21 protein-coding genes are annotated in these 22,920 nt (G+C 69.4%); 10 read left to right on the top strand and 11 right to left on the bottom strand.

The genetic code is table 11. From position 1 onward, the window contains the following. The first annotated feature begins 14 nt into the window (after positions 1 to 14). Together Sp245p_RS21185 and Sp245p_RS21190 are read left to right on the top strand one after the other, a co-directional pair. Entirely contained in the window at positions 15 to 1,085 is a 1,071-nt protein-coding gene (locus tag Sp245p_RS21185; protein ID WP_014198268.1) for an IS630-like element ISAzba6 family transposase, read from the top strand. Positions 1,086 to 1,177: 92 nt separating this feature from the next. After that, the gene (locus Sp245p_RS21190; protein ID WP_014198269.1) at positions 1,178 to 1,630 is read left to right on the top strand and encodes a DMT family transporter; all 453 of its coding nucleotides are present in this window, start codon (positions 1,178 to 1,180) and stop codon (positions 1,628 to 1,630) included. A gap of 5 nt (positions 1,631 to 1,635) precedes the next feature. On the opposite strand, the gene Sp245p_RS21195 is transcribed toward Sp245p_RS21190, so the two are convergent. Continuing rightward, on the bottom strand, positions 1,636 to 2,418 hold the full coding sequence (locus Sp245p_RS21195; RefSeq protein WP_014198270.1) for an NAD(P)H-dependent oxidoreductase: 783 nt from the start codon (positions 2,416 to 2,418) through the stop codon (positions 1,636 to 1,638). A 96-nt stretch (positions 2,419 to 2,514) separates the two neighbouring features. Between Sp245p_RS21195 and Sp245p_RS21200 the strand changes: the two genes are divergently transcribed. Beyond that, positions 2,515 to 3,444 carry a LysR family transcriptional regulator gene (locus tag Sp245p_RS21200; RefSeq protein WP_014198271.1) on the top strand — a complete coding sequence of 310 codons (930 nt, stop codon included), beginning with the start codon at positions 2,515 to 2,517 and terminating at the stop codon, positions 3,442 to 3,444. Between the two features lie 26 nt (positions 3,445 to 3,470). On the opposite strand, the gene Sp245p_RS21205 is transcribed toward Sp245p_RS21200, so the two are convergent. After that, positions 3,471 to 4,709 (bottom strand): benzoate/H(+) symporter BenE family transporter, encoded by a 1,239-nt coding sequence (locus Sp245p_RS21205; RefSeq protein ID WP_014198272.1) that lies wholly within the window; start codon positions 4,707 to 4,709, stop codon positions 3,471 to 3,473. Positions 4,710 to 4,822: 113 nt separating this feature from the next. Between Sp245p_RS21205 and pdxR the strand changes: the two genes are divergently transcribed. The 3 genes from pdxR to Sp245p_RS21220 all read left to right on the top strand — a co-directional run bounded on the left by pdxR (position 4,823) and on the right by Sp245p_RS21220 (position 7,896). Continuing rightward, a complete protein-coding gene (pdxR, locus tag Sp245p_RS21210) occupies positions 4,823 to 6,313 on the top strand; it encodes a MocR-like pyridoxine biosynthesis transcription factor PdxR (RefSeq protein WP_014198273.1) in 1,491 nt (496 codons plus the stop codon). A 136-nt stretch (positions 6,314 to 6,449) separates the two neighbouring features. Continuing rightward, positions 6,450 to 7,151 carry a glutamine amidotransferase gene (locus tag Sp245p_RS21215; protein WP_014198275.1) on the top strand — a complete coding sequence of 234 codons (702 nt, stop codon included), beginning with the start codon at positions 6,450 to 6,452 and terminating at the stop codon, positions 7,149 to 7,151. Between the two features lie 100 nt (positions 7,152 to 7,251). Next, the gene (locus Sp245p_RS21220; RefSeq protein WP_244439433.1) at positions 7,252 to 7,896 is read left to right on the top strand and encodes a DedA family protein; all 645 of its coding nucleotides are present in this window, start codon (positions 7,252 to 7,254) and stop codon (positions 7,894 to 7,896) included. Between the two features lie 6 nt (positions 7,897 to 7,902). Here the strand turns inward: Sp245p_RS21220 and Sp245p_RS21225 are convergent, their stop codons facing one another. From Sp245p_RS21225 to ftsE, 6 genes are all read right to left on the bottom strand, one after another. Beyond that, positions 7,903 to 10,176: an adenosylcobalamin-dependent ribonucleoside-diphosphate reductase gene (locus tag Sp245p_RS21225; protein WP_014198278.1), complete on the bottom strand. Its 2,274-nt coding sequence runs from the start codon at positions 10,174 to 10,176 to the stop codon at positions 7,903 to 7,905. Between the two features lie 117 nt (positions 10,177 to 10,293). Then, positions 10,294 to 11,295 carry an alpha/beta hydrolase family protein gene (locus Sp245p_RS21230; RefSeq protein ID WP_109138818.1) on the bottom strand — a complete coding sequence of 334 codons (1,002 nt, stop codon included), beginning with the start codon at positions 11,293 to 11,295 and terminating at the stop codon, positions 10,294 to 10,296. Next, a complete protein-coding gene (locus Sp245p_RS21235; RefSeq protein WP_014198280.1) occupies positions 11,295 to 12,077 on the bottom strand; it encodes a lysophospholipid acyltransferase family protein in 783 nt (260 codons plus the stop codon). Before Sp245p_RS21235 ends, Sp245p_RS21230 begins: the two co-directional genes overlap by 1 nt. Before the next feature lie 13 nt (positions 12,078 to 12,090). Next, positions 12,091 to 12,726: a YdcF family protein gene (locus tag Sp245p_RS21240; protein ID WP_014198281.1), complete on the bottom strand. Its 636-nt coding sequence runs from the start codon at positions 12,724 to 12,726 to the stop codon at positions 12,091 to 12,093. Between the two features lie 35 nt (positions 12,727 to 12,761). Further along, a complete protein-coding gene (locus tag Sp245p_RS21245) occupies positions 12,762 to 13,664 on the bottom strand; it encodes a cell division protein FtsX (RefSeq protein ID WP_014198282.1) in 903 nt (300 codons plus the stop codon). Between the two features lie 22 nt (positions 13,665 to 13,686). Further along, positions 13,687 to 14,367: a cell division ATP-binding protein FtsE gene (gene ftsE / locus Sp245p_RS21250; RefSeq protein ID WP_014198283.1), complete on the bottom strand. Its 681-nt coding sequence runs from the start codon at positions 14,365 to 14,367 to the stop codon at positions 13,687 to 13,689. A gap of 246 nt (positions 14,368 to 14,613) precedes the next feature. Here ftsE and Sp245p_RS21255 point away from each other — a divergent pair, with 246 nt between their 5' ends. Then, positions 14,614 to 15,288 (top strand): zinc-ribbon domain-containing protein, encoded by a 675-nt coding sequence (locus Sp245p_RS21255; protein ID WP_109138819.1) that lies wholly within the window; start codon positions 14,614 to 14,616, stop codon positions 15,286 to 15,288. A 23-nt stretch (positions 15,289 to 15,311) separates the two neighbouring features. On the opposite strand, the gene Sp245p_RS21260 is transcribed toward Sp245p_RS21255, so the two are convergent. After that, the gene (locus Sp245p_RS21260; protein ID WP_014198285.1) at positions 15,312 to 15,932 is read right to left on the bottom strand and encodes a TetR/AcrR family transcriptional regulator; all 621 of its coding nucleotides are present in this window, start codon (positions 15,930 to 15,932) and stop codon (positions 15,312 to 15,314) included. A gap of 303 nt (positions 15,933 to 16,235) precedes the next feature. On the opposite strand from Sp245p_RS21260, the gene Sp245p_RS21265 reads away from it, so the two are divergent. From Sp245p_RS21265 to Sp245p_RS21275, 3 genes are all read left to right on the top strand, one after another. Further along, a complete protein-coding gene (locus tag Sp245p_RS21265) occupies positions 16,236 to 17,330 on the top strand; it encodes an HlyD family secretion protein (protein WP_244439434.1) in 1,095 nt (364 codons plus the stop codon). A gap of 54 nt (positions 17,331 to 17,384) precedes the next feature. Beyond that, positions 17,385 to 19,082, top strand: coding sequence for a DHA2 family efflux MFS transporter permease subunit (locus Sp245p_RS21270; RefSeq protein ID WP_165359988.1), 1,698 nt, complete (start codon positions 17,385 to 17,387; stop codon positions 19,080 to 19,082). A 101-nt stretch (positions 19,083 to 19,183) separates the two neighbouring features. Then, positions 19,184 to 19,702, top strand: a complete 519-nt coding sequence (locus Sp245p_RS21275) for a hypothetical protein (protein WP_014198289.1) — start codon at positions 19,184 to 19,186, stop codon at positions 19,700 to 19,702. Between the two features lie 6 nt (positions 19,703 to 19,708). On the opposite strand, the gene Sp245p_RS21280 is transcribed toward Sp245p_RS21275, so the two are convergent. Together Sp245p_RS21280 and Sp245p_RS21285 are read right to left on the bottom strand one after the other, a co-directional pair. Further along, the gene (locus Sp245p_RS21280; RefSeq protein WP_014198290.1) at positions 19,709 to 20,092 is read right to left on the bottom strand and encodes a hypothetical protein; all 384 of its coding nucleotides are present in this window, start codon (positions 20,090 to 20,092) and stop codon (positions 19,709 to 19,711) included. Between the two features lie 107 nt (positions 20,093 to 20,199). Further along, positions 20,200 to 22,716: a sensor domain-containing protein gene (locus Sp245p_RS21285; protein ID WP_014198291.1), complete on the bottom strand. Its 2,517-nt coding sequence runs from the start codon at positions 22,714 to 22,716 to the stop codon at positions 20,200 to 20,202. Positions 22,717 to 22,920 lie beyond the last annotated feature (204 nt).

Genomic DNA, 22,920 nt, shown 5'->3' on the forward strand with positions numbered 1-22,920 from the left:
GCGATTCTGTCGGCATGGCCCAGACCGTCAGCATCATCGTTGGAGCGGAGGACCGCGCGCGCTTGGCCGCGATCCTCGGCGACCGGAACCGCCCTCAGAAGCATGTGCAGCGGGCGACCATCATCGTGCTCTCGGCCGAGCGGCTACCGGTGCAGGAGGTGGCGCGCCGCGCCGGTGTCAGCCGCCCGGCGGTCTGGCGCTGGCAGGTGCGCTACGCCGAACAGGGCGTGGACGGGCTGCTGCGCGACAAGACGCGTAAACCTGGGCGGGCGCCGCTGCCCACCGCTACGGTAGCCAAGGTGCTGGCGCTGACCTGCTCGGAACCACCCGGCGCGGTGACGCATTGGACCGGCCGGGCGGTGGCCAAGGCGGTCGGCATCAGCCTGCGCGCCGTGCAGCGCATCTGGGAGGCCAATCGCCTTCAGCCCCATCGCATCCGCACCTTCAAGCGCTCCAACGACCCGGCCTTTGCCGCCAAGGTCGAGGACATCGTCGGGCTCTACATGGACCCGCCGTGCCACGCAGTGGTGCTGTCCATCGACGAGAAGAGCCAGATCCAGGCGCTCGACCGCACCCAGCCCGGCCTGCCGCTGAAGCCCGGCAAGTGCGGGACGATGACGCACGACTACAAGCGCAACGGCACCACCACGCTGTTCGCCGCGCTGAACACGCTGGACGGCACGGTGGTCGGGCGCTGCCTGCCCAAGCACACCCACAAGGAGTTCATCAAGTTCCTGAACGCTGTGGAGCGCGCCGTCCCGGCGGGCAAGGTGATCCATGCCATCGTCGATAATTACGCCACCCACAAGCATCCCAAGGTCCTGGAATGGCTGGCTGATCACCCGCGCTGGGTCTTCCACTTCACGCCTACCTCGGCCTCCTGGATCAATGCCGTCGAGGGCTTCTTCTCGATCATCACCCGCAGACGCATTCGGCGCGGCGTCTTCAAGTCCGTGGCCGACCTCCAGGACGCCATCGCCCGCTACATCCGCGAGCACAACAAGGCATCCAAACCCTTCGTCTGGATCAAGCCCGCCGACACCATCCTCGCCAAGATCGCCCGGCTCCCTGCACCTTCTGAATGAGTCAGTGCACTAGGTCACATCCGTACCAGACCGCCGCCGCTCCGCCTGCTACCCATCCGGCATTCACCCACAGCCAATCTTGGGAGCATGGCATGTCCATCGCAGTGTCCGCCATCTCGTACCTCCTGGTCGTCGGCGCCGGGGTCAGCGTCGCGTTGCAGCAGGTCCTCAACGCCAACCTCAGGGCCGACCTCGGCTCGCCCTGGTGGGCGGGCTTCGTCAGCTACGTCGTCGGCATGCTGGCGATGCTGGCGGTGGCGCTCCTCGCGCCCGGACCCCGCCTCGCCGAAGCGGTGAGCGGGGCGGGGTCGTGGGTCACCTGGACCGGCGGGCTGTTCGGCGCGCTGTTCATCGGGACGGCCATCCTGATGGTGCCCCGCCTGGGGGCGGCGACGGTGCTGGCGCTGATCGTGGTCGGCCAGATGCTCGGCTCGCTCGCCTTCGACCATGTCGGCCTGCTCGGGCTGCCGCAGCAGCCGATAAGCCCGACCCGGCTGGCCGGCGCCGCCTCCCTGATCCTCGGCGTCGTCCTGATCCGGCTGTAGCGCTCTCAAGCGGTACGGTGCAGGGCGAAGCCGGATGCGCCGGGGGCTTCCAACTCCGGGCGGAGTTCGAGGCTGGGGATCGCATAATCGCCGCCGTTCTGACGGCGGAAGGGGATCGGCGCCGTCGTCTCCAGCGTCCGCATCCGCTCCCGCAATTGCTCCGCCGCCCGCGCGAAACCGGCCTCGTCGAAGCGGTCCACCCGATAGGCGACGAAGGGCGGCAGCACGTCGTAGCCGGGGTAATGCAGGATGCCGTGGTTGATCGGGAACAGCAGGTCGTCAATCGGACCGTTGATGCCGCGCGGCGCGTAATGCTCGGCCCAGCCGCCCGTCGTCACCACCAGCATGGCGCGCTTGCCGGCGAAGCGGCCCTCGCCGTAGCGGTCCCCCCAGCGGCGGTCGCTGTGTTCGCCGACTCCATAGGCGAGGCCGTAGGCGTAGACGCGGTCGACCCAGCCCTTGAGGATCGCCGGCATCGTGAACCACCAGAGCGGGAATTGCAGGATCAGTGCGTCGGCCCACAGCAGCTTTTCCTGCTCGGCCTTCACATCGTCGGTCAGCGCGTCGGCGGCGAAGGCGGCACCGGAGGCGGCGGCCACCTTCAGGCGCTCCCCCTCGCCGAGGCTGGGGAAGTCGGCGCGGTCCACCGTGGTCTTCCAGTTCATGGCGTAGAGGTCGGAGACCTGCACCGTATGGCCCTGCGCCTCCAGTTCCGCGATGGCGGCGTCGCGCAGGGCGGCGTTGAGGGAGCGGGGATCGGGGTGGGCGAAGACGATCAGCACGTTCATCACAGGCACCTGTTCGCTTGAAACGCTTGCGCCTCACGCTAGGCCGGTGGAGATTGATCCGGTAGACGAAGTGAATGGATAGAACTCTGCCGTAAAATGGATCAATCGAACGTCACGCTGGACCGCATGCGGACCTTCGTCCGCGTCGCCGAACGGGGAAGCCTGTCGGCGGTGGCGCGCGAGATGGCCATCGGGCAATCCAGCGTCACCCGGCACATCCGCGAGCTGGAGGAGGCGCTGGGCGTTGCCCTGTTCAGCCGGACCACGCGTCGCGTCGCGCTGACCGCGGAGGGCGAGCGCTACTACGCCAACGCCGTCCAGATCCTGCGCCTTGTCGAGCAGGCGGGCGACGAGGCGCGCGACACCGGCCGCGCCTCGGCCGGGACGGTGCGCGTGTCCTGCACGGCGGCGCTCGGCGTCCGGCACATCAGCCGGCTGATCTTCGCCTTCCAGGACCGCCATCCGGACATCGCCGTCGATCTCGGCCTGACCGACGAGCGCATCGACCTCGTCCGCGATGGCGTTGACATCGCCATCCGCCTCGGTCCGCTCACCGACAGTTCGCTAAAGCGGCGGGCGCTCGGGCTGAGCCGGCGCGTCCTCGTCGGGGCGCCGGCCTGTCTGGAGCGGCACGGCCGGCCAACGACGCCGGCCGACCTCGCGGGGTTCGACGGTGTGCGCATGTCGAACATCGCGGGGAGCGACCGGCTGACGCTCGAAGGGCCGGACGGCGCCCTTCACGCCGTGTCCCTGGGCGGACGGCTGCGGGTCGATCACGGGCTGGCCGCGCGCGAGGCCTATCTCGCCGGCCGCGGCATCGGCCCGGCCCATGTCTGGCTGGTCGACGACCTGCTCGCCGACGGCCGCCTGGAGGTTCTCCTGCCCGACCACGCGCCGCCCGCCGTGCCGCTCAACCTGCTGATCGTGCCGGAACGGGCCGGCATCGCGCGGGTCCGGCTGCTGGTGGAGTTCCTGGCGGAGACGGTCGCGACCATCCCCGGGATCGAGCGGCCGTCTCGGGGATAGCCGCCCGGGGAGAGCCGATGGGGTGATTACGGGGTCGCTCCCTCGGTCACCGCCTCTTTTCTGACCGCCAGGCTGCGGCGGGGCAGGCGCAGGCGCCCGTTGAGGACGAGATGGGCGACGAGGCCGATCATCAGACCCCAGAACGCCCCGCCGATGCCGAGCAGCTTGATGTTCGCGGCGGACGCCAGGAAGGTGATCAGCGCCGCCTCGCGGGACGCCGGGTCGGCCATCGCCCCGGCCAAGCTGCCGCCGATGGTTCCAAGCAGCGCCAGACCGGCGAGCGCGGTGATGAAGGTTGCGGGAAACGCCATGAAGACGGCGGCCAGCGTCACCCCGAACACCCCGACGAGCACGTAGAAGACGCCCGCGGCGATCCCGGCGATCCAGCGCTTGGACGGGTCCTCGTGCGCCTCCTTGCCGGTCGCGATGGCGGCGGTGATGGCGGCGATGTTGAAGGCGTGGGAGCCGAACGGGGCCATGAGCAGCGAGCCGAGGCCGGTCACCGTCACGATGGGGTTGGCGCTCGTCTTGAAGCCGTCGTTCCGCAGGACCAGCATCCCCGGCATGTACTGGCCGGACAGCGTGATCAGGAACAGCGGCAGAGCGACCGACAGCAAGGCGTTCAGCGAGAAGTCCGGCGCGGTGAAGACCGGGGCGGCGAACTCCAGCGACAGCCCAGACAGATCGACGCGGCCCTGCGTCAGCAGGAAGGCGAGCCCGAGAATCAGGATGCCGACCACGGCGTAGCGGGCGGAGAACCGCTTCAGCGCGACATAGGCGACGATCAGCAGCCCGACCAGCAGCGGATCGACGCTGGCCCCGCCGAACGCCCCGATGCCGAAGGGGAGCAGGATGCCGGCGAGAAGGCCGGAGGCGATGCCGGGCGGGATCAGCCGGATGACCTTATCGAAGCAGCCCGACAGGCCGAGCGCGACGAAGGCCGCCGCCGAAATCATGTAGGCGCCGACCGCCTCGGCGTAGGGCGTCGTCGCCAGCGCGGTGACGAGGAACGCCGCGGCCGGGGTGGACCAGGCGGTGATGATCGGCTCGCGATGGCGCCAGCTCAGGAACAGGCCGGTCAACCCGACGCCGATGGAGACCGACCAGACCCAGGAGGCGGTGAGGTCGGGGCTGAGGCCCGCGACCTTCGCCGCCTGGAAGACCAGGATGAAGGTGCCGCCGTAATTGACGATGACGGAGATCAGGCCCGCCACGACGGGGTGGGTGAGGTCGTTGAGGCGGATGGGAGCGGAATTGGGTGGCATGGTTGCGCGGGACCTCCGGACGGTTCGAGCCGCAAGGGCGATGAGCGGCCTTGACAACTACCCGACCAATGGCCTGATGTGCCCATCCGCTTTATCGAAGAAGGCCAGACCAATTGTTCCGGCATTCCCAGCTTGAGTCCGTGAAGGCGTGGATCGCCAACCCCGCCCATGCGGCCATGCCGCTCCACGCGCGGATTCAGCGAGCCGTCCGGCAATTGATCGTCGACGGCGCGCTTGGGCCGGGCAAGCCGCTGCCCGCCTCGCGCGCTCTCGCCATGTCGCTGGGGGTGTCCCGCGACACGATCGAGGCGGCCTACGCCCAGCTTCACGCCGAAGGCTTCATCGACCGGCGCGTCGGCAGCGGCAGCTTCGTCGCGGAGATCACCGAGTTCACCCCCGGCCGCCGCCGGCCCCGGCGCGACACGCTCCCGAGCGATCAGGCGCCCGCTCTCAGCCGGCGCGGGGCCGCCGTGTTCGAGGGGGGCGGCGTGCGCGAGATGCCGGTGCCACGGCCCTTCGCCCATGGCGTTCCGGAAACCCGGACCTTTCCGCTCGCGCTCTGGGAACGGCTGGAACGGCAGGTGCGCAAGGAGGTTGGCGCGCAAAGCCTGTTTCACGGCGATCCACAGGGGACCGAGCCGCTTCGCCGCGCCATCGCCGACTATGTGAACCTCGAACGCGGCGCGCGCGCCACCGCCGACCGTGTCCTGGTGCTGACCAGCTCGCAGCAGGCGATGTCGCTCTGCGCGACCCTGCTGTTCGACCCCGGTGACGGGATTTTCCTGGAGGACCCGGCCTATTACGGGGCGCGCAAGGCGTTCGAGGCGGCGGGGCTGGACTGCGTTCCGGTCCGCGTCGACCGGCAGGGCGTCGTCGTCGATCACATCCTGGCCGAGCCGCAGCGGGCGAAGGCGGTGTTCCTGACGCCGTCCCACCAGTTTCCGACCGGCGCGACGCTGGCGCTGGACCGCCGTCTGGCCTTGATCGAGTGGGCGGCCCGGCATCAGGCCTGGATCATCGAGGACGACTACGACAGCGAGTTCCGCTACGCGGGCAAGCCGACGGCCTGCGTGCAGGGGCTCGATCCCCATGGCCGCACCATCTACATCGGCACCTTCACCAAATCGCTCTTTCCCGGATTGCGGATCGGCTACGCCGTGCTGCCGCCGTCGCTCGTGAAGCCGATGACGGTGGCACGCACCCTGCTGGACGGCCACACGGCGCCGATGGCGCAGCTCACGCTGGCCCGCTTCATGGAAGGCGGGCATTTCGGGGCGCATGTCCGGACGATGCGCGGCGTCTACGCCGAGCGCCTCGACGCGCTGGCGGGTCTCGTCCGCAAACACCTGTCGGATTTCGTCGAGCCGCAGGTGCCCATCGGCGGGTTGCAGATGCCCTGTCTGCTGACCGGCGACCTGACGGAGCGCGCCGCCGTCGACGCGGCGCGGCGGGCCGGGATCGAACTGCTCGGCCTGTCGGCGCTGCACGCCGCCTGCGACGGCAAGGCCGGCTTTCTGATGGGCTTCGCGGCCTACACGCCGTTCGAGATCGAGACCGCGGTCAGAAAGCTGGAGAGGGCGCTTCGCATGGCGGCGACGCCGTAAAGTCGGCGGGCCTCCGGAACAAGGAGAATTGGTCTGGACCATTGCCGAAAAATGGCTGGGCACAGCGAGCCATTCGTCTGGTATCCGAGAACCGACCAATCCACGACGTTCCCGGCGCGGGAGCGGGAGGCGACCCATGCACAAAACGGCACTGGCGATCCGGCACGTCCATTTCGAGGACCTTGGCATCTTCGGCGCGGTGCTGTCGGAGGCCGGCTATTCGGTCCGCTATCATGATCTCGACATGGCGCCTTTTGCGCTGCTCGATCCGCTGGAGCCGGATTTGCTGATCGTCCTTGGTGGTCCCGTCGGGGTCTATGACAGCGACGCCTATCCGTATCTCGCCGAGGAATCGACGCTCCTGGCGGCAAGGCTGGCCGCGGGGCGCCCGACGCTCGGCATCTGCCTCGGGGCGCAGCAGATCGCCAAGGCGCTCGGCGCTGCGGTGCATCCCATGGGCCACAAGGAAATCGGCTTCGGCCCGCTCACTTTGACCGATGCCGGACGGGCCGGACCGCTTCGCCATCTGGAGGGCGTTCCGGTGCTCCACTGGCACGGGGACGCCTTCCAGATCCCCGCCGGAGCGGAGAGGCTGGCGGCGACGCCGCTCTGCGCAACCCAGGGGTTTTCGGTTGGCCGCCACACGCTGGCCCTGCAATTCCATCCGGAGGTCGATGTGGCCGCCGGCATCGAGCGATGGCTGACCGGCCATGCCGCCGAACTGGCCGGGGCCGGCATCGACCCGCGCGTGCTGCGCGGTCAAGCGGCGGGGATCGGCCCGGAATTGCGTGAGGCCGGGCAAAGGATGCTGGCCGAGTGGCTTCAGGCCGTGCCCTGATTCCTCTGCGGTGAGGCGGGGTGGGATGTTCACCGATCTGCACGACGCTGCCGATCTGTGGCACAGTCCGCTCCAACGAGCCGCCTCACAGGGAACCTGAATGAACGACGCAGCAAGGAACATGCTGATCGATGGCATGGAGCGTTGGAGTGCCTTCATCGAAGCGAACGCCTCCTGGGCGGAGGTGATCTTCTTCCTGTGCGCGTTCGCGGAGTCCCTGGCTTTCGTCGGGTTCGTGGTGCCGGGCGTGGTGCTGATCGCCGCGGGAGGCGCGCTGGTCGCCTCCGGCGCCCTCGGCTTCTGGCAGGTCTACGTCGCCCTCGCGCTGGGCGCGGTGCTGGGCGACGCCGTGTCCTATTGGCTCGGCCGGGTGTTCGGCGATCGGGTCCCGGTGGTCTGGCCGTTCCGTCAGCGGCCGGAGCTGCTGGAGCGGGGCAGCCGCTTCTTCCTGCGCCACGGCGGCAAGAGCGTCTTCTTTGCCCGCTTCCTCGGTCCGCTGCGGCCGGTGGTGCCGATCACCGCCGGGATGATGGCGATGCCGCACCACAGCTTCCAGACCGCCAACCTGCTGTCCGCGGTGATCTGGGTGCCTTTGATGATGGCGCCCGGCATCGCCATCGCGAAGGGGGTCGGCATCGACGAACTTTTGTCCGGCGCCCCGGCCCCGCCGGCCGTCACCCGGAACGGAGGCGACACGCCCTGCGTGCCGGCGCCGCCGATTTCCGGCGAGCCGTCACGGTGCTGACCGCCCTCAGGCGCATTTGGAATAGCCGCAGTTCAGGCAGCTGTCGCAGCCTTCCTGCCGGATCAGGCCGGGCTGGCCGCATTTCGGGCATTGCCGGAGATTGGCCGACTCGGTTCCGATGACCACCGGTGCGGAACCGGGGGCGGCGTCGGCGGACGGGGGTGCGGTCAGTGCCCCGTTGGCGGCCCCGTCGTCCGGCAGCATGCCGATGGCCTTGAGGTGCCGTTCGATCACGTCACCGATGGCCGCCAGAAGGGATGGGACGTAGCGGCCCTGCATCCAGGCGCCCCCGCGCGGGTCGAAGACCGCCTTCAATTCCTCCACCACGAAGCCGACCTCGCCGCCGCGTCGGAAGACCGCGGAGATCATTCGCGTCAGCGCCACGGTCCAGGCGTAATGCTCCATGTTCTTGGAGTTGATGAAGACCTCGAAGGGCCGGCGGCGCCCGTTCTCCACGATGTCGTTGATGGTGATGTACATGGCGTGGTCGCTGTCCGGCCAGCGCACCTTGTAGGTTTCGCCCGGCAGGGTCTCCGGACGATCGGGCGGCTTGGCCATCGGAACGGGAGGCGATGCCGTGCCCTCCTTCTTCACCGACAGGACGGAGCCGGTGACCGCGTTCGGGCGGTAGGTGGTGCAGCCCTTGCAGCCCAGCTCGTAGGCCTGCCAATAGACGTCCTTGAAGGCGTCGAAGGGCAGGTCCTCCGGACAGTTGATGGTCTTGGAGATGGAGCTGTCCACATGGCGCTGGGCCGCCGCCTGCATCACCACATGCTCCGCCGGGGTCAGCGACTGCGCGTCCACGAACCAGTCGGGCAGGGGGGCCTCGTCCCCGAACCGCGCACGGAACAGGCGGTGGGCGTGGTCGCTCACCTCCTCCGTCCGGCGGGTGCCGTCGGGCATCAGGACGGTGCGCTCGTAGCTGTAGGAGAAGACCGGCTCGATCCCCGACGACACGTTGTCGGCGAACAGCGAGATCGTTCCGGTCGGCGCGATGGAGGTCAGAAGCGCGTTGCGGATGCCATGCTCCGCGATCAGGGCGCGCACGTCCTCGTCCAGCCCGCGCACCATCGGGGCGTTCGGATAGGCGTCGCGGTCGTAGAGCGGGAAGGCGCCCTTCTCCGCGGCGAGCAGGGCGGAGGCCCGGTAGGCCTCGTTGCGGATGATCCTCAGCCAGGACTCGGTCAGCGCCACCGCCGCCTCGCCGCCGTAGCGCGTGCGGCAGAGGATCAGCGCGTCGGCCAGCCCGGTGACGCCCAGCCCGATGCGGCGCTTGGCGTGGGCTTCCCGCGCCTGTGCCTCCAGCGGGAAGCGCGAGGCGTCGACCACATTGTCCATCATCCGCACGGCGAGCGCCGTCAGCTCCTTCAGCCGGTCGGTGTCGAGCCGGGCCGTCTCCTCGAACGGGTCGATCACCAGGGCGGCGAGGTTGATCGAGCCGAGCAGGCAGGCCCCGTAGGGGGGCAGCGGCTGCTCCCCGCATGGGTTGGTGGCGGCGATGGATTCGCAATAATTCAGGTTGTTCTGCCCGTTCACCCGGTCGATGAAGATGACGCCCGGCTCCGCATAGGCGTAGGTGGCCTGCATGATGCGGTCCCACAGGCCGCGGGCCCGCACCTCGCGGTGGACCTGCCCATCGAAGACCAGCGGCCAGGGCCGGTCCTCGCGCACGGCGTCCATGAAGGCGTCGGTGACCAGGACCGACAGGTTGAACATGCGCAGCCGGCCCGGCTCGCGCTTGGCGTCGATGAAGTCCTCGATGTCGGGGTGATCGCAGCGCAGGGTCGCCATCATCGCGCCGCGCCGGGCGCCTGCCGACATGATGGTGCGGCACATGCTGTCCCACACGTCCATGAAGGACAGCGGGCCGGAGGCGTCGGCGCCCACACCCTTTACGAAGGCCCCCCTGGGCCGCAGGGTGGAGAAGTCGTAGCCGATGCCGCCGCCCTGCTGCATGGTCAGCGCCGCTTCGCGCAGATGGGCGAAGATGGCGCCGAGATCGTCCTCCACCGTCCCCATGACGAAGCAGTTGAACAGAGTCACCGCCCGCCCGGTGCCGGCCCCGGCCAGGATGCGCCCGGCGGGCAGGAACTCGAAGCGGGACAGTGCCCGTTCGAAGCGCGGCGCCCAGACCTGCGGGTCGGCCTCCGGCGCGGCGAGCGCCGTGGCGACGCGGCGCCAGGTGTCGGCGACGGTCTGGTCGATGGGATCGCCCGCGGCGGACTTGAAGCGGTACTTCATGTCCCAGATCCGCTGGGAAATGGTGGCGATCCCCGTCATACGTCCTCCCCTGCGCGGGCGGCCGGTCCATGGCGCCGGCCCGCCGACAGCCATGTCCGAAGAGTAGGTGCCACCCTCCCGGGGGTCAACCCAGCCGTTCTTCTTGCGTTCCGGCTGTCAGTTGCTGATGCGGTCCCGTTGATCCGGCATGGCCTTGAGCGTCGCCAGGATATGGCCGCTGTCGGCGCCGGACCCGCACAGGCCGAGAGCGGTCTCGCCGAAGTCCACGAGGCTGTGGTGGCGCGGGGCCGGCGCCCGCTCCAGCGGCACCAGCCACGCCGCGTGCCCGCGCGCGGTCAGGGCGTCGAAGTAGCCGCGCTGGGTGTCGAACGGGATGTTGGTCTCGCGCGGGTCGCCGATGACGAAGACGCGGCGTCCAGGATCGGGCGGGATGCGGTCGAGCGATGCGGCGGGGTCGAACCAGCCCTGCGGGCGGGCCAGCAGCGTCCGCAGCCCGCGCGCCTCCAGATAGGCGCGGTAGGCCGGCGCGCCGGAGGAGATCACCGCGCAGCGCAGATCATGGCGGCGGGCCAGGAACTCCGCGGTCAGCGTTCCGCCGGCGCTGTGCCCGCCCAGCGCCCATTCCGTCACGCCGTAGCGGGCCTTCAGGACGTCGAGCAGCGCGTTCATCAGGGCCGCCTCGCGCGGCGTGTGGCGCGTCGTCCAGAAGCGGCCGGAACTGCCATAGGCGCCGGGCCGGGCGAGGAACAGGAAGGGGATGCCGAACCGCTCCGCCAGGGCGCGTTCCTGGTCGATCATGGCGGCGACGCCCAGCCCCTCCTGGTGGCCGACGGAGGTCGGCTTGGTCCCCATGATGTCGCCGTGCATCCAGGCCGCGGCAATCGGGTTGGGGCCGGGGGCGGGGCGCAGGCCCGCCGCGTAGTAGCGCAGGCATTCCCCGCGCCCGTCCACCTCGACCCAGGCGGCGGTGTCCTGGGCCTCCAGCGCGGCGCAGGCCTTGCGGGTGATGGTGACGCCCCCGGTCACCGCGGCGTTGGAGAAGCGTTCGCCGCTCGGCTGCGACTGGGCGTGGGCGTCCGTCGCCACCACTGTCGCCACCACCGTCGACATCGCCAGCACAAGACCGGCGAGGAAGGCGAAGGCCGCGCCCCGGCGCATCAGGAGGCGGTTTCGCTCACCGCGGCGGTGGCTGGTTCCGCCGCCTTCGGCCGCACGGTCGCCGGCCCGCCGGCGGCGACGACCAGCCGGTCGGTGGCCGCCTCCAGCCGCTCCTCCAGCTCCTGCATGGCCTTGGCGCGGCCCAGGCCCGCTGGGATGGGGGGCAGGAATTCCACGATGATGGTGCCCGGCCGCTTGATGAAGCTGTTGCGCGCCCAGTAGAGACCGGCGTTCAGCGCCATCGGCACGATGGGGATTTTGAGATGGTCGTAGAGCACGCCGACGCCGATCCGGTAGGGTCGGTAGGCGCCGACGGCGACCCGCGTCCCCTGCGGGAAGATCACGATGGGCCGCCCCTCGTCCCGCACCGGGCGGGCGTTCCGGACCATCGAGGCGACGGCGCGGCCCTTGGCGCCGCGGTCGACGGCGATCATCCGGGATCTGGCGGCGTACCAGCCCCAGATGGGAATCCACAGAAGCTCGCGCTTCAGGATGATCGCCGGGTCGTTGACGAGGAAGTGCAGCTTCATCGTCTCCCAGGCCGACTGGTGCTTGGCGGCCAGGAGGAAGGACCCGCTCTGGGGGACGTGCTCCCGCCCGCGCACCTCGTAACGGATGCCGACGAGCGTGCGCTCCAGCCACGAGACGGTGCCGAAATACCATGTGATCACGCGGATCATGCTGCGGCGCGGCAGCAGCAGCGACCACAGGATGCCGACGCAGATGACCGCCGTCCACACATAGAAGGCGACGTTGAAGGCGAGGGAACGCAGGAAGATCATGGCCGGGAACTTGTCAGGATTCGATCAGCTTCTCAAGCGTGTAGCGAAGGCGCGTCACAATGTACTTGTTGTACTCGGTCATCAGCAGATTCGCCGTGCCCGGCCACAGCCACCAGTCGTTGAGATGCACGTTGGGGGAGGCGACGGGGTGGGGCACCACCTCGACCTCCGGGATCACCATGCGGAACTCCAGAAGGCTGCGCATCATGTGGTAATTGGCGGTGACCAGCCGCATCGAGCCGTAGCCCTGCGCGCGCAGCCAGTCCGCCGTCTCGTAGGCGTTGCCGATCGTGCTGTCCGCCGAATAGCCGAGCGTGATGCAGCATTCCATCTCGCCGGGGAACTGGCGCGAGCGCTTCAGCAACTCCTGCACCTCCAGCCCCTCGTAGACGCCGGAGACGAACAGCCGGTGCGCCCGCCCGTCGGCCAGCAGCTCCAGCCCGGTGCTCAGCCGCCCGCTGCCGCCGGTCAGCACGACGATGGCGTCGGTGTTGCGGGTGGCCTCGGCGCTGCCGGGCGGCGGCGGGGTGCGGGGAATCGACGCGGCGAACCAGAACAGCCCGCCGAGCCACGCCAGCCCGCCCAGCATCGCCAGAAGCAGCAGCCGTCGCAAAGCCCGCAGGACCCGGGCGCGCCGCGAGTGGGCCATCCCTCAGCCTCCGGACGGACGGATCGGGAGGACGGTCACGGCATCGACTCCAGCGTGCGCAGCACCGTCCAGCGCGCGGTCAGCGCCGCCAGCAGGCAGGCGGCCAGCGGCACGGCGGCCAGCGCGGCGACGGCCCACCAGGGCGAGGTGGCAAGGTCGGGCAGCAGGCTGGCGTGAAGCCCGGCGGCGGCGTGGCCGATCCCGCCCAGCGTGCCGGCGGCCAGCAGCAGCCCGGTCATCCCGCCGCGCAGGGTCAGGCCGATGACGTGCGATTCGAACTGCCGCGCCACATAGCGGTCGGTGGCCCCCATCAGGTGCAGCAGCTCCACCACATGGCGGTGGATGGCGAGTCCGGAGCGCACGGCGAAGACCACCGCCATCACGCCCGCCCCGCCGATCAGCGCCACGATGCCCAGCGCCGCCAGATGCATCGCCCCGGCGAAGCGGCGCAGGTCGGCCAGCCACACCGCGTGGTCATCCAGCGTGGCGCCGGGGGCGGCGGAGGTCAGGCGCACGGACAGCGCCGCCGTGTCCACCGGCCCGTTGGTCATCACGTCGATCAGCCGCGGCATCGGCAGCAGCGGGTCGGCGGCCTCCTTGCCCAGCCAGGGTTCGAGCAGCCGGCCGACGTCGCCGCTGGACAGGACGCTGGCGGTCGCGATGCCAGGGGTGGCGCGCAGGACGGTCAGCGCGGCCTCCGTCCGCTCCTCCAGCGGGGCGGCCTGGGCGCTGTCGGGCAGCGGCATGATCTGCACGGTCAGCCCACCGGCCAGACCGCTGTCCCAGCGCCGGGTCATGTCGGAGACGAGCAGGGCCCCGGCCAGCGCCAGCGCCGCCAGATAGACCATCAGCGCGGTCAGCCACATGAGGAAGCGCGAGGTCGGGTCCTTCGCCAGCGGCAGATCGGAATTTCGGCGGGTCAGCGGCGGCAGGGCCATGGCGTGTCTCCTTCCCTCCGCGTCAGGCCCAGCGCGAGGCGTGCGCCGGCAGGACGTGCAGGCGCCCGTTCTCCAGCATCAGCCGCGGGTGCTCGAAGCGGCGGATCAGCGCCTCGTTGTGCGAGGCGATGACCACGGTGGTGCCCAGCTTGTGAAGCTCCTCGAACAGGTAGAGCAGGCGCATGCCGATGCCGTCGTCCACGTTGCCGGTCGGCTCGTCGGCCAGCAGCAGGCGCGGGCGGTTGATGACCGCGCGGGCGATGGCGACGCGCTGCTGCTGCCCGCCCGACAGGGTGGAGGGCAGGGAGTTCAGATGGTTGCCCAGCCCCACCCAGCGCAGGATTTCCGTGCAGTGCTCCACCACGTCGGACTCGCGCGCGCCGCCCATGCGCAGCGGCAGCGCCACGTTGTCGAGCGCCGAGAGATGGTCGAGCAGGGCGAAATCCTGGAACACCACGCCGATCTGGCGGCGCAGCGCCGGCAGGTCGGTGCGCTTGACCCGCGCCATGTCCTTGCCGAACAGGGTGACCAGCCCGCGCGACGGGCGGAGCGCCAGATACATCAGCTTGAGCAGCGACGACTTGCCGGCCCCGCTCGCCCCCGTCATGAAGTGGAACGAGCCGGGTGGCAGGGTGAAGCTGATGTCGCGCAGCACCTCCGGTCCGGTGCCATAGCGCAGTCCCACATTCTCGAAACGGATCACGGTCCCACCAAAGGCGCAACGGAAGGCCCCGGCGGCGTCCCGCCGGGTGCGCGGATGGACAATGCACCGGCAGGGGCCGGCGCGTCCACCGCTGTCCGCCCCGCGGCCCCGAACATTGTCTTCGTCAGCCGGGCCATCCTCGTCCGGCTGGGGACGGCCGCGCGCGGCGCCCGTGCGTTCCTTGCTTCACACCTCACGACTACCTATAAGGACAGTCTGCAAATTCGGTGACAACGATCGGCATCTATGATCATCACCTGTCCGGCCTGCGACACACGGTACACTCTTGCCGATTCGGCGGTCGGTCCGCAGGGCCGGAAGGTGCGTTGCGCCCAATGCGGCCACATGTGGTGGCAGTTGCCGCAGGACGATCCCGTCTTCCATCCCGACGCGGTGACCGAGTTCCACCCGGTCCCGCCGCCCTCCACCAAGACGCCGTCCTCCAAGACGAAGGCGGCTGCCAAGCCTGTGGCCGACCCCGGGGCGCGGCGCCGGGCGCTGGTCGGTTGGGGGGCCTTCGTGGCGGTGTTGCTGGCCATCGGTGCTGCCGGTTATTTCGGCCGCGCCACCGTGGTGCGGCTGTGGCCTCCGGCCGCGCTGTTCTACGAGACGGTCGGCCTGCCGGTGGAGCCGCCGGGCACCGGCCTGCAGCTTCAGAACGTCCGCTCGGAACAGAAGGCCGAGGACGGCAAGGCCGCTTTGCTGGTGGAGGGGCAGATCGTCAACGTCTCCGAGACGCTGCGCACGGTGCCGGCGCTGCGGGTCACCGCGCTGGGCGCCGACCGCCAGCCGTTGCGGAACTGGACCGTCGAGCCGGTGCCGCCGCAGATCCTTCCCGGTGAGATCGCCACCTTCCGCGATATCCAGGCGGACGCCGCCGGGGTGCTGGAGGTCATGATCACCTTCGACGGCGGTCGCTGAGGCTGGCGCTGACCGCAGTTCCGTTATGGCGCGTAGCCCCGGATGATCAGGGAGACCGCGCCGTCGACGATCCGGGTCAGTTGCTCCTCGGTCGGGCGTTCGGACAGGCACAGCATGAAGCGCAGATGCGTGTGCGACTTGACGAGTCCGACGAACTGCTCCGCCGCCAACTGCGGGTCGGGGATGCGCAGCAGGCCGCGGCGGTCGAGGTCGGTCATGAAGGCGCTGATGTGCTCCATGGTGCGGGCCGGGCCCGCCTCGTAGAAGGCGCTCGCCAGTTCGGGGAAGCGGTGCGCCTCGCCGACGACCACGCGGTAGCCGGCCAGCGCCTGCGGCGACAGGATCAGCGTGACGAAATGGCGGGCAATCAGGCGCAGCCCGTCGGCCATGTCGAGCGCGCGCGCCTCCTCGCAGACGGCGGCCATCGCCTGCCCCTTGCATTCGCGGGCGACCATGACGCGGAACAGCTCGTCCTTGCTGCCGAAATGGGCGTAGAGCGTCGCCTTGGACACGTTGGCCGTCTTGGCGATGGCGTCCATGCTGACGGCGCCGTAGCCATGGTCCAGGAACAGCTTTCCGGCGGCCTCCAGGATCTGCGCGGGCTTCGATCCTGCCTCCGGGGTGGGGGCGACCAGCGTGCTCATGCGTTCCTCGTGTCCTGAAACCGGGTGTCCTGAAACCGGCCCTGCGTCCTGTTCTACCACGGTGCCGACGGTGCTTGCGGGACTTCCTGCACCGAGTCCCCGCTGCCGTAACGCGTTCCGCATTCAACCACAATCCCAAACGTTAAAACTAGACCGTTCAGTTCACTCTTGACAACAGGTAGGCCCACGATCATCTTTTCGCAAGACTAAACTGAACGGTTCAGTTTCGGCGGGACGGCGGCAAGCCGGACCGCGCCGGGCAAAGAACCGAAACGGGTGGGCTGGATTACGATGGTCAAGGCCGTGCGGAAGATCGTTCTGTCGGGTGTGGCGGTGGCGGCGCTGGCCGGTGGCGGCTACGCCGGCTGGGAGTGGTGGACCGAGGGTCGCTTCTTCGAGTCGACCGACAACGCCTATGTCCACAGCGACATCACGGTGGTGAGTCCCAAGGTCTCCGCCTATGTGCGGGACGTCCGGGTGGCGGAGAACCAGCAGGTCGCCGCAGGCGACGTGCTCGCGGTGCTGGACGACCAGGACTTCCGCGCCAAGGTCGCGGAGGCCGAGGCCAACGTCGCCGCGCAGAAGGCGGCGCTCGGCACCATCGACAGCAAGCTGCAGCTCCAGAAGGCGATCATCGATCAGGCCGCCGCCTCGGTCTCCAGCGCCGAGGCCGAGCAGCGCCGCGCCCAGCAGGATTTCGACCGCACCCGCGCGCTGGCCAGCGACAGCTGGGCCAGCCGCCAGAAGTTCGAGACGGCGGACGCCGACCTGCGCAAGGCGACGGCGGAGACCGCCCGCAGCCGCGCCGCGCTGGTCGCGGAACAGGATCAGGTCGGCGTGCTGAACGCCAGCCGCAGCGAGACCGACGCCCGCCTGCGTCAGGCGGAGGCCGCCCTGCAGACCGCGCGCAACGATCTGAACAACACGGTCATCCGCGCCCCGGTGGACGGGGTGGTCGGCAACCGCGGCGTCCAGGTCGGCCAGTACGCGCGTCCGGGCGTGCAGCTTCTCTCGCTGGTGCCGCTGCCCGACGTCTATGTGGTCGCCAACTTCAAGGAGACGCAGCTCGCCCGCATGCGTCCCGGCCAGCCGGTGACGGTTGAGGTCGACGCCTATCCGGACAAGCATCTGCTCGGCCGGGTGGAGAGCTTCGCCCCGGCGTCGGGCTCGCAGTTCAGCCTGCTGCCGCCGGAGAACGCGACCGGCAACTTCACCAAGATCGTCCAGCGCGTGCCCGTGCGCATCGCCCTGCCGCGCGACAGCGTGCTGTCCGGCCTGCTGCGCCCCGGCCTGTCGGTGGTCGCCGAGGTGGACACCCGCGGCGCCGAGGAGCAGCCGCACGACAGGGGCACCGTCATGGGCGCGCTGGTCCCCGGCCGGACGGTCGCGTCGAAGTAACCACGCCAACACCCGTTTTTCGTTTCAATCTCTTTCGTCCTGGAGAGGGCGACCATGACCGCCATCACCAACGACGACACGCCCACCGCCAGCACCGCCAATCCCCCGGCGGACGCGGGCGGCGAGACCGCCGCGTCCCGGCTCCAAACTCCCCCGCCCCCTGCGGGCCGGGACGCGGCGGCTCCTTCCCCTTCCAGTGCCGGGTCCAGCGCCGGGCCGCGCCCGGTGAGCACGCGCGACTGGCTGGGCTTCCTGTCCATGGTCGTCGGCATGTTCATGGCGATCCTGGACATCCAGATCGTCTCCAGCTCCCTGTCGGAGATCCAGGCGGGCCTCGCGGCCAGCGCCGACGAGATCTCGTGGGTGCAGACCTCCTACCTCATCGCCGAGGTGGTGATGATCCCGCTGTCCGGCATGCTGGCGCGGATTCTCTCCACCCGCGTGCTGTTCACCATCGCCGCCGCCGGCTTCACCCTGACCAGCGTCGCCTGCGCCTTCACCTCCAGCATCGAATCGATGATCGTGTGGCGGGCGCTCCAGGGCTTCATCGGCGGCGCGATGATCCCGACCGTCTTCGCCACCAGCTTCTCCCTGTTCCCGCCGGAGAAGCGGGCCGGCGTGTCGGTGATGATCGGTCTGGTCGCCACCATGGCGCCGACGCTGGGCCCGACTCTCGGCGGCTGGCTGACCCAGAGCTTCTCCTGGCACTGGCTGTTCCTGGCCAACGTCCTGCCGGGCATCGCCGTGACCTCGCTGGTGTGGACGCTGGTCGACGTGGACAAGCCCAACCCGGCGCTGCGCAAGGGCTTCGACTTCATCGGGCTGGGGCTGATGGCCGCCTTCCTCGGCAGCCTGGAGTTCGTGGTCGAGGAAGGCCCGCGCCAGGACTGGTTCCAGGACGAGTATGTGGCGATCTTCGCCGTGGTCGCCGCGGTGTCCGCCGTCGGCTTCTTCTGGCGGGTCCTGACCTACGGCAACCCGATCGTCGAGCTGCGCGCCTTCCTGGACCGCAACTTCGCCATCGGCTCGCTCTACAGCTTCATCATCGGCATCGGACTCTACGGGGCGGTCTATCTGCAGCCGCTGTTCCTGGCGCGGGTGCGCGGGCTGAACAGTTTGCAGATCGGCACGATCATGTTCGTGACCGGCGCCTTCCAGTTCCTGTCCGCGCCGATCGCCGGCGCGCTGTCGAAGAAGCTCGACCTGCGGGTGATGCTGGCGATGGGGCTGTGCCTGTTCGGCACGGGCGTCTGGCTGAACGCCCACCTGACCAACCAGTCCGGCTTCTGGGAGCTGTTCCTGCCGCAGGCGGTGCGTGGCCTGTCCCTGATGCTCTGCTTCATCCCGGTGAACACCATCGCGCTCGGTACGCTTCCGCCGGAGCAGCTCAAGAACGCGTCAGGCCTCTACAACCTGATGCGCAACCTGGGCGGCGCCATCGGTCTGGCGGCGATCAACACCGTGCTGCTGGAGCGGGCCTCCCTGCACATGAACCGGCTGGGCGACAACCTGAACCTCGCCCGCCCGCTGGTGCAGGAGACGCTGGACGGGCTGGCGACCAAGTTCGACGGGCTGGTCGCCGACCCGCAGGCCGCCGCCATGAAGACGCTGGCCCGCATGGTGGAGCGCGAGGCGATGGTGCTCACCTTCAACGACTGCCTGCTGCTGATGGCCGGGGTGTTCTTCGCCGGGCTCCTGCTGATGCCGCTGGTGCGGCGTCCGGGGGGCAAACCGGCGGCGGCGGATCACTGATCGGGGTGACACCGTCTTCGCGCCGGTGAAGCGTCCCGGTGACCGGCGCCCGTCTTCGTGCTATAGGGCAGGCCGTCGCGTCGAAGGGTCTTTCCGCCGTCATGAGCAAGCGCCAATACACCCGCGCCGAGGTCAAGGAACTGCTGTCCGCGCTGGAGCGCCAGTGCCGGGAGGCGTCGAAGCTCGCCCAACTGGCCGAGCATGAGGCGAGCAAGCACAGCTTCGGCGCCTACCGCGAATTCCGCGACAAGGTGGGCGAGTTCCAGGCGCTGGTCATCCTGATCGAGCAGCGGCTGCGCAACCTCGTGGACACCCGCTCCGACGACCTGCGCGACCAGTTCGAGCGGCTGGACACGGTGATGCTGGCCCTTCTGGTTCGGGCCAGCATGCGCTTCTTCTTCGTGCTGTCGGCCAACCCGATCCTGCCGATGGGCGCCCGCGAGATCTTCGTGGCGGAGCTGCGCAGCCTGCACGACGCCCACGAGAAGCTGAAGCGCCCCAACTACGCCGGCAAGCTGGGCCAGGACCTGGAGCGCGATCTGGAGACCGCCTCCCTGATCCTGGAGGAGATCATCGACAAGGCGCCGAGCCTGCTCAACTTCCGCGGCGGCGCGGCGTAACCGGACTCAGCGCTGGATCAGCGCGCTTTCCTTGCCGGACAGCACGAACACCTTGGCGTAGCTCTTGAGAAGCGCGTCGATCAGGGCGTTGACCTTCGGGCTGGACATGGCGCGCGGCTTGGCCGGATCGACGTGGAGGACGCAGCTGTCCTTGACGTCGTTGAAGGCGGCCAGGGCGTGGATGCGATCGGGCCGGAACTCGTCGGGGAAGTTCTCGTCCATCAGCCAGAAGCACTGGAAGTTCCGGCAGGACTGCGGACGCTCCTCATAGACGGTGCAGCCCTTGCCCTGGTCGCAGGACACGCACCACTTGGCCGAAGGCTTCTTCAGTTCGGGCACGCCCATCAGCTTGCAGCACAGCGTGCATTCTCCGCAGTTGCGGTCGGCCATAACGCAGAATCCCGATCTGTCCCGGTGAAAGAGCGCGGACACTCGCACAAAGGGCGGTGCCGGGGAAAGTGTCCGTTCGATGGGGCCGGATTGGGAGACGCGGGGCCTTACGCCAGGCTGGGGAGGGCCAGCGGTTCCTCCGCCTCGCGGAGCAGCAGCGCCTCGATGGCGTCGGCGGGGGCCGGTCGGGCGTAGAGGTAGCCCTGCGCGTACTTGCACATGATATCGCGCAGGAACTCCGACTCCATCTCGGTCTCCACGCCTTCGGCCACCGCGTCCATGCCCAGGATGGCGGCCAGCGTGGCGATCACCTGCACGATGGCCGCGTTGCCCTCGCCCGACGAGATGGCCTGGACGAAGCTGCGGTCGATCTTCAGCGTGTCCGCCGGGAACTTGTGCAGGTAGGACAACGACGAATAGCCGGTGCCGAAATCGTCGATGGACAGGCGCACGTCCATGTCGCGGATGCCCTGCATCAGCACCCGGCACTTGGCGGGGTCCTTCATCAGCAGGCTTTCCGTGATCTCCAGCTTCAGGCTGGAGGGCGGGACCCGGCTTTCCTGGAGAACCTCGCTGACCAGCCCGATCAGGTCGTCGTCGCTGAACTGGCGGGAGGAGACGTTCACGCTCATGAACAGTGGGGTGGAGCGCGGGAAGCGGGCCTGCCATTGGCCGAGCTGGCGCGCCGCCACGCGCAACGCCCAGCGGCCCATCGGGACGATCAGGCCCGACTCCTCGGCCAACGGGATGAACTCGCCCGGCGGGACCAGCCCGCGCTCGGGATGCTTCCAGCGCATCAGCGCCTCGAACCCGGCGATCTGGCCCGAGGAGAGGGCGACGATCGGCTGGTAGTAGAGGACGAGCTGATCCTGCTCCAAAGCCATGCGCAGGTCGGTTTCCGTGCGCATCTGGGCCATCGCCTGACGGCGCAGGTTGCTGTCGAAGACGTCGATGCGCGCTCGCCCGCCCGACTTGGCGCGGTACATGGCGAGGCTGGCGTCGCGCAGCATCTCCTCCGCCCGGTCGTAGCCGGAGACGCTGAGGGCGATGCCGATGGAGGCGGACAGCACCAGGTCGTGGCCGTCCAGGGCCAGCGGCCGCGCGACGGCCTCGCCCATGCGCTCCGCCGCGGACAGGGCGTCGCCCACGTCGTCGATGCCGTCCAGCAGAACGGCGAATTCGTCCGCCGACAGGCGGGCCAGCGTGTCGCCCATGCGGCGGGTCTCGTCCAGCCGCTCGGCGATGGTCTTCAGCAGCCGGTCGCCGACGCTGGACCCCAGCGCGTCGTTGATCGACTTGAAGCGGTCGAGATCGACGAAGATGACGGCGAAGGCCTTGCCGCCGGCCCGCCGGTTGCGGTCGAGCGCCTGGCCGATGCGGTCCAGCAGCAGGGTGCGGTTGGGCAGCCCGGTCATGCCGTCGTGGAAGGCGTCGAACAGGAGCTGCTGCTCCGCCCGCTTCTGGGCGGTGATGTCGGTCATCGAGCCGGCGATTCGCACCGCCCGTCCCGACCCGTCCCGCACGGCGAGCCCGCGGACCAGCATCCACAGCTCGTCCCCGTCGGCGGCCTGGATGCGGAAGACGTGCTGGAGATGTTCGCGCTCGCCCGTCAGATGCAGGTCGAAGGCGGTGCGCAGCCCGGCCAGGTCGTCGGGGTGCACGCGGTCGAACCATTCGCCGATGCGGTTGGACAGGCTGTCCACGGCGAAGCCGAGCATCGCCGCCCAGCGCGGGGAGTAATAGACTTGGTCCGTGTCCAGCCGCCAGTCCCACAGCCCGTCGTTGGCGCCCGCGGCGGCCAGCGCGTAGCGCTCCTCGCTCTGCAGCAGGCGTTGCTCGGCGGTCTTGCGGTCGGTGACGTCGGCCTGGCTGCCGACCAGCCGCACCGGCCGGCCCTGCGCGTCCAGAACCGCGATGCCGCGGCAGGCCATCCAGCGGATGCCGCCGTCGGCGTGGTGCACGCGGTACTCGATCTGGAAAACGGTGTTCTCGCCACCCAGGGCGTCGAGCGCTTCGCGCAACGAACGGCGGTCGTCGGAATGGACGCGCTCCATCCATTCGTCCGGGCTGTTGCCGATGCTGCCTTCCTCAAGCCCGAGGAGCGACAGCCAGCGCGGCGAATAATAGGCGGTTCCGGCGTCGAGATCCCAATCCCACAGCCCGTCATTGCTGGCTGCGGCGGCGAGAGCGTAGCGCTCCTCGCTCTTGCGGAGCTGGGCTTCGGCGTGCTTGCGATCGGTGATGTCGGCGACCGACCCGACGAGACGCACCGGATCGCCCGATTCGTCGGGCACGGCCATGCCGCGGCAGACCAGCCAGCGCCAGCCGGAGTCGCCATTGTCCGGCGACAAGCCGGCTCCGGCGCGGCGGACTCGGTGTTCGATCTGGAAAGGAAGCGAGACGCCAACCATCTGGCCTTCGAAGGAGGCGTAGAGCCAGTCGATGTCGTCGGGGTGGACGTGGTCGAGCCAATCCTCCGGGCGATTGATCTCGCCCGGCGGCAACCCGAGAAACTCCTTGAAGCGGGGAGACAGGAACATCGTATCGTTGCGAAGGTCCCAGTCCCACACGCCCTCGGAGCCAGCTTTCTCGGCCAGCAGATATCGCTCGATCGTGCTGCTCAAAGCCCCCTCACCGCCGCGGCGCGCCCGCATTCCGTCACTCGCAACATAGTGCCCGAATGGTGAATGAGAAATGAAGCCCTGTTGCGAAGGATTTGCGCCATGCTGGCGGAAAGCGTGACCGATCCCGCCTTGCGGGCACTCCGGGGTATGCCTGGGCGCCGCGGGCGAGCCTCGCAGGCCCCGTCAACGTAAGGAAGCAGGCCT

The organism is Azospirillum baldaniorum (assembly GCF_003119195.2).
GTDB classification, from domain to species: domain Bacteria; phylum Pseudomonadota; class Alphaproteobacteria; order Azospirillales; family Azospirillaceae; genus Azospirillum; species Azospirillum baldaniorum.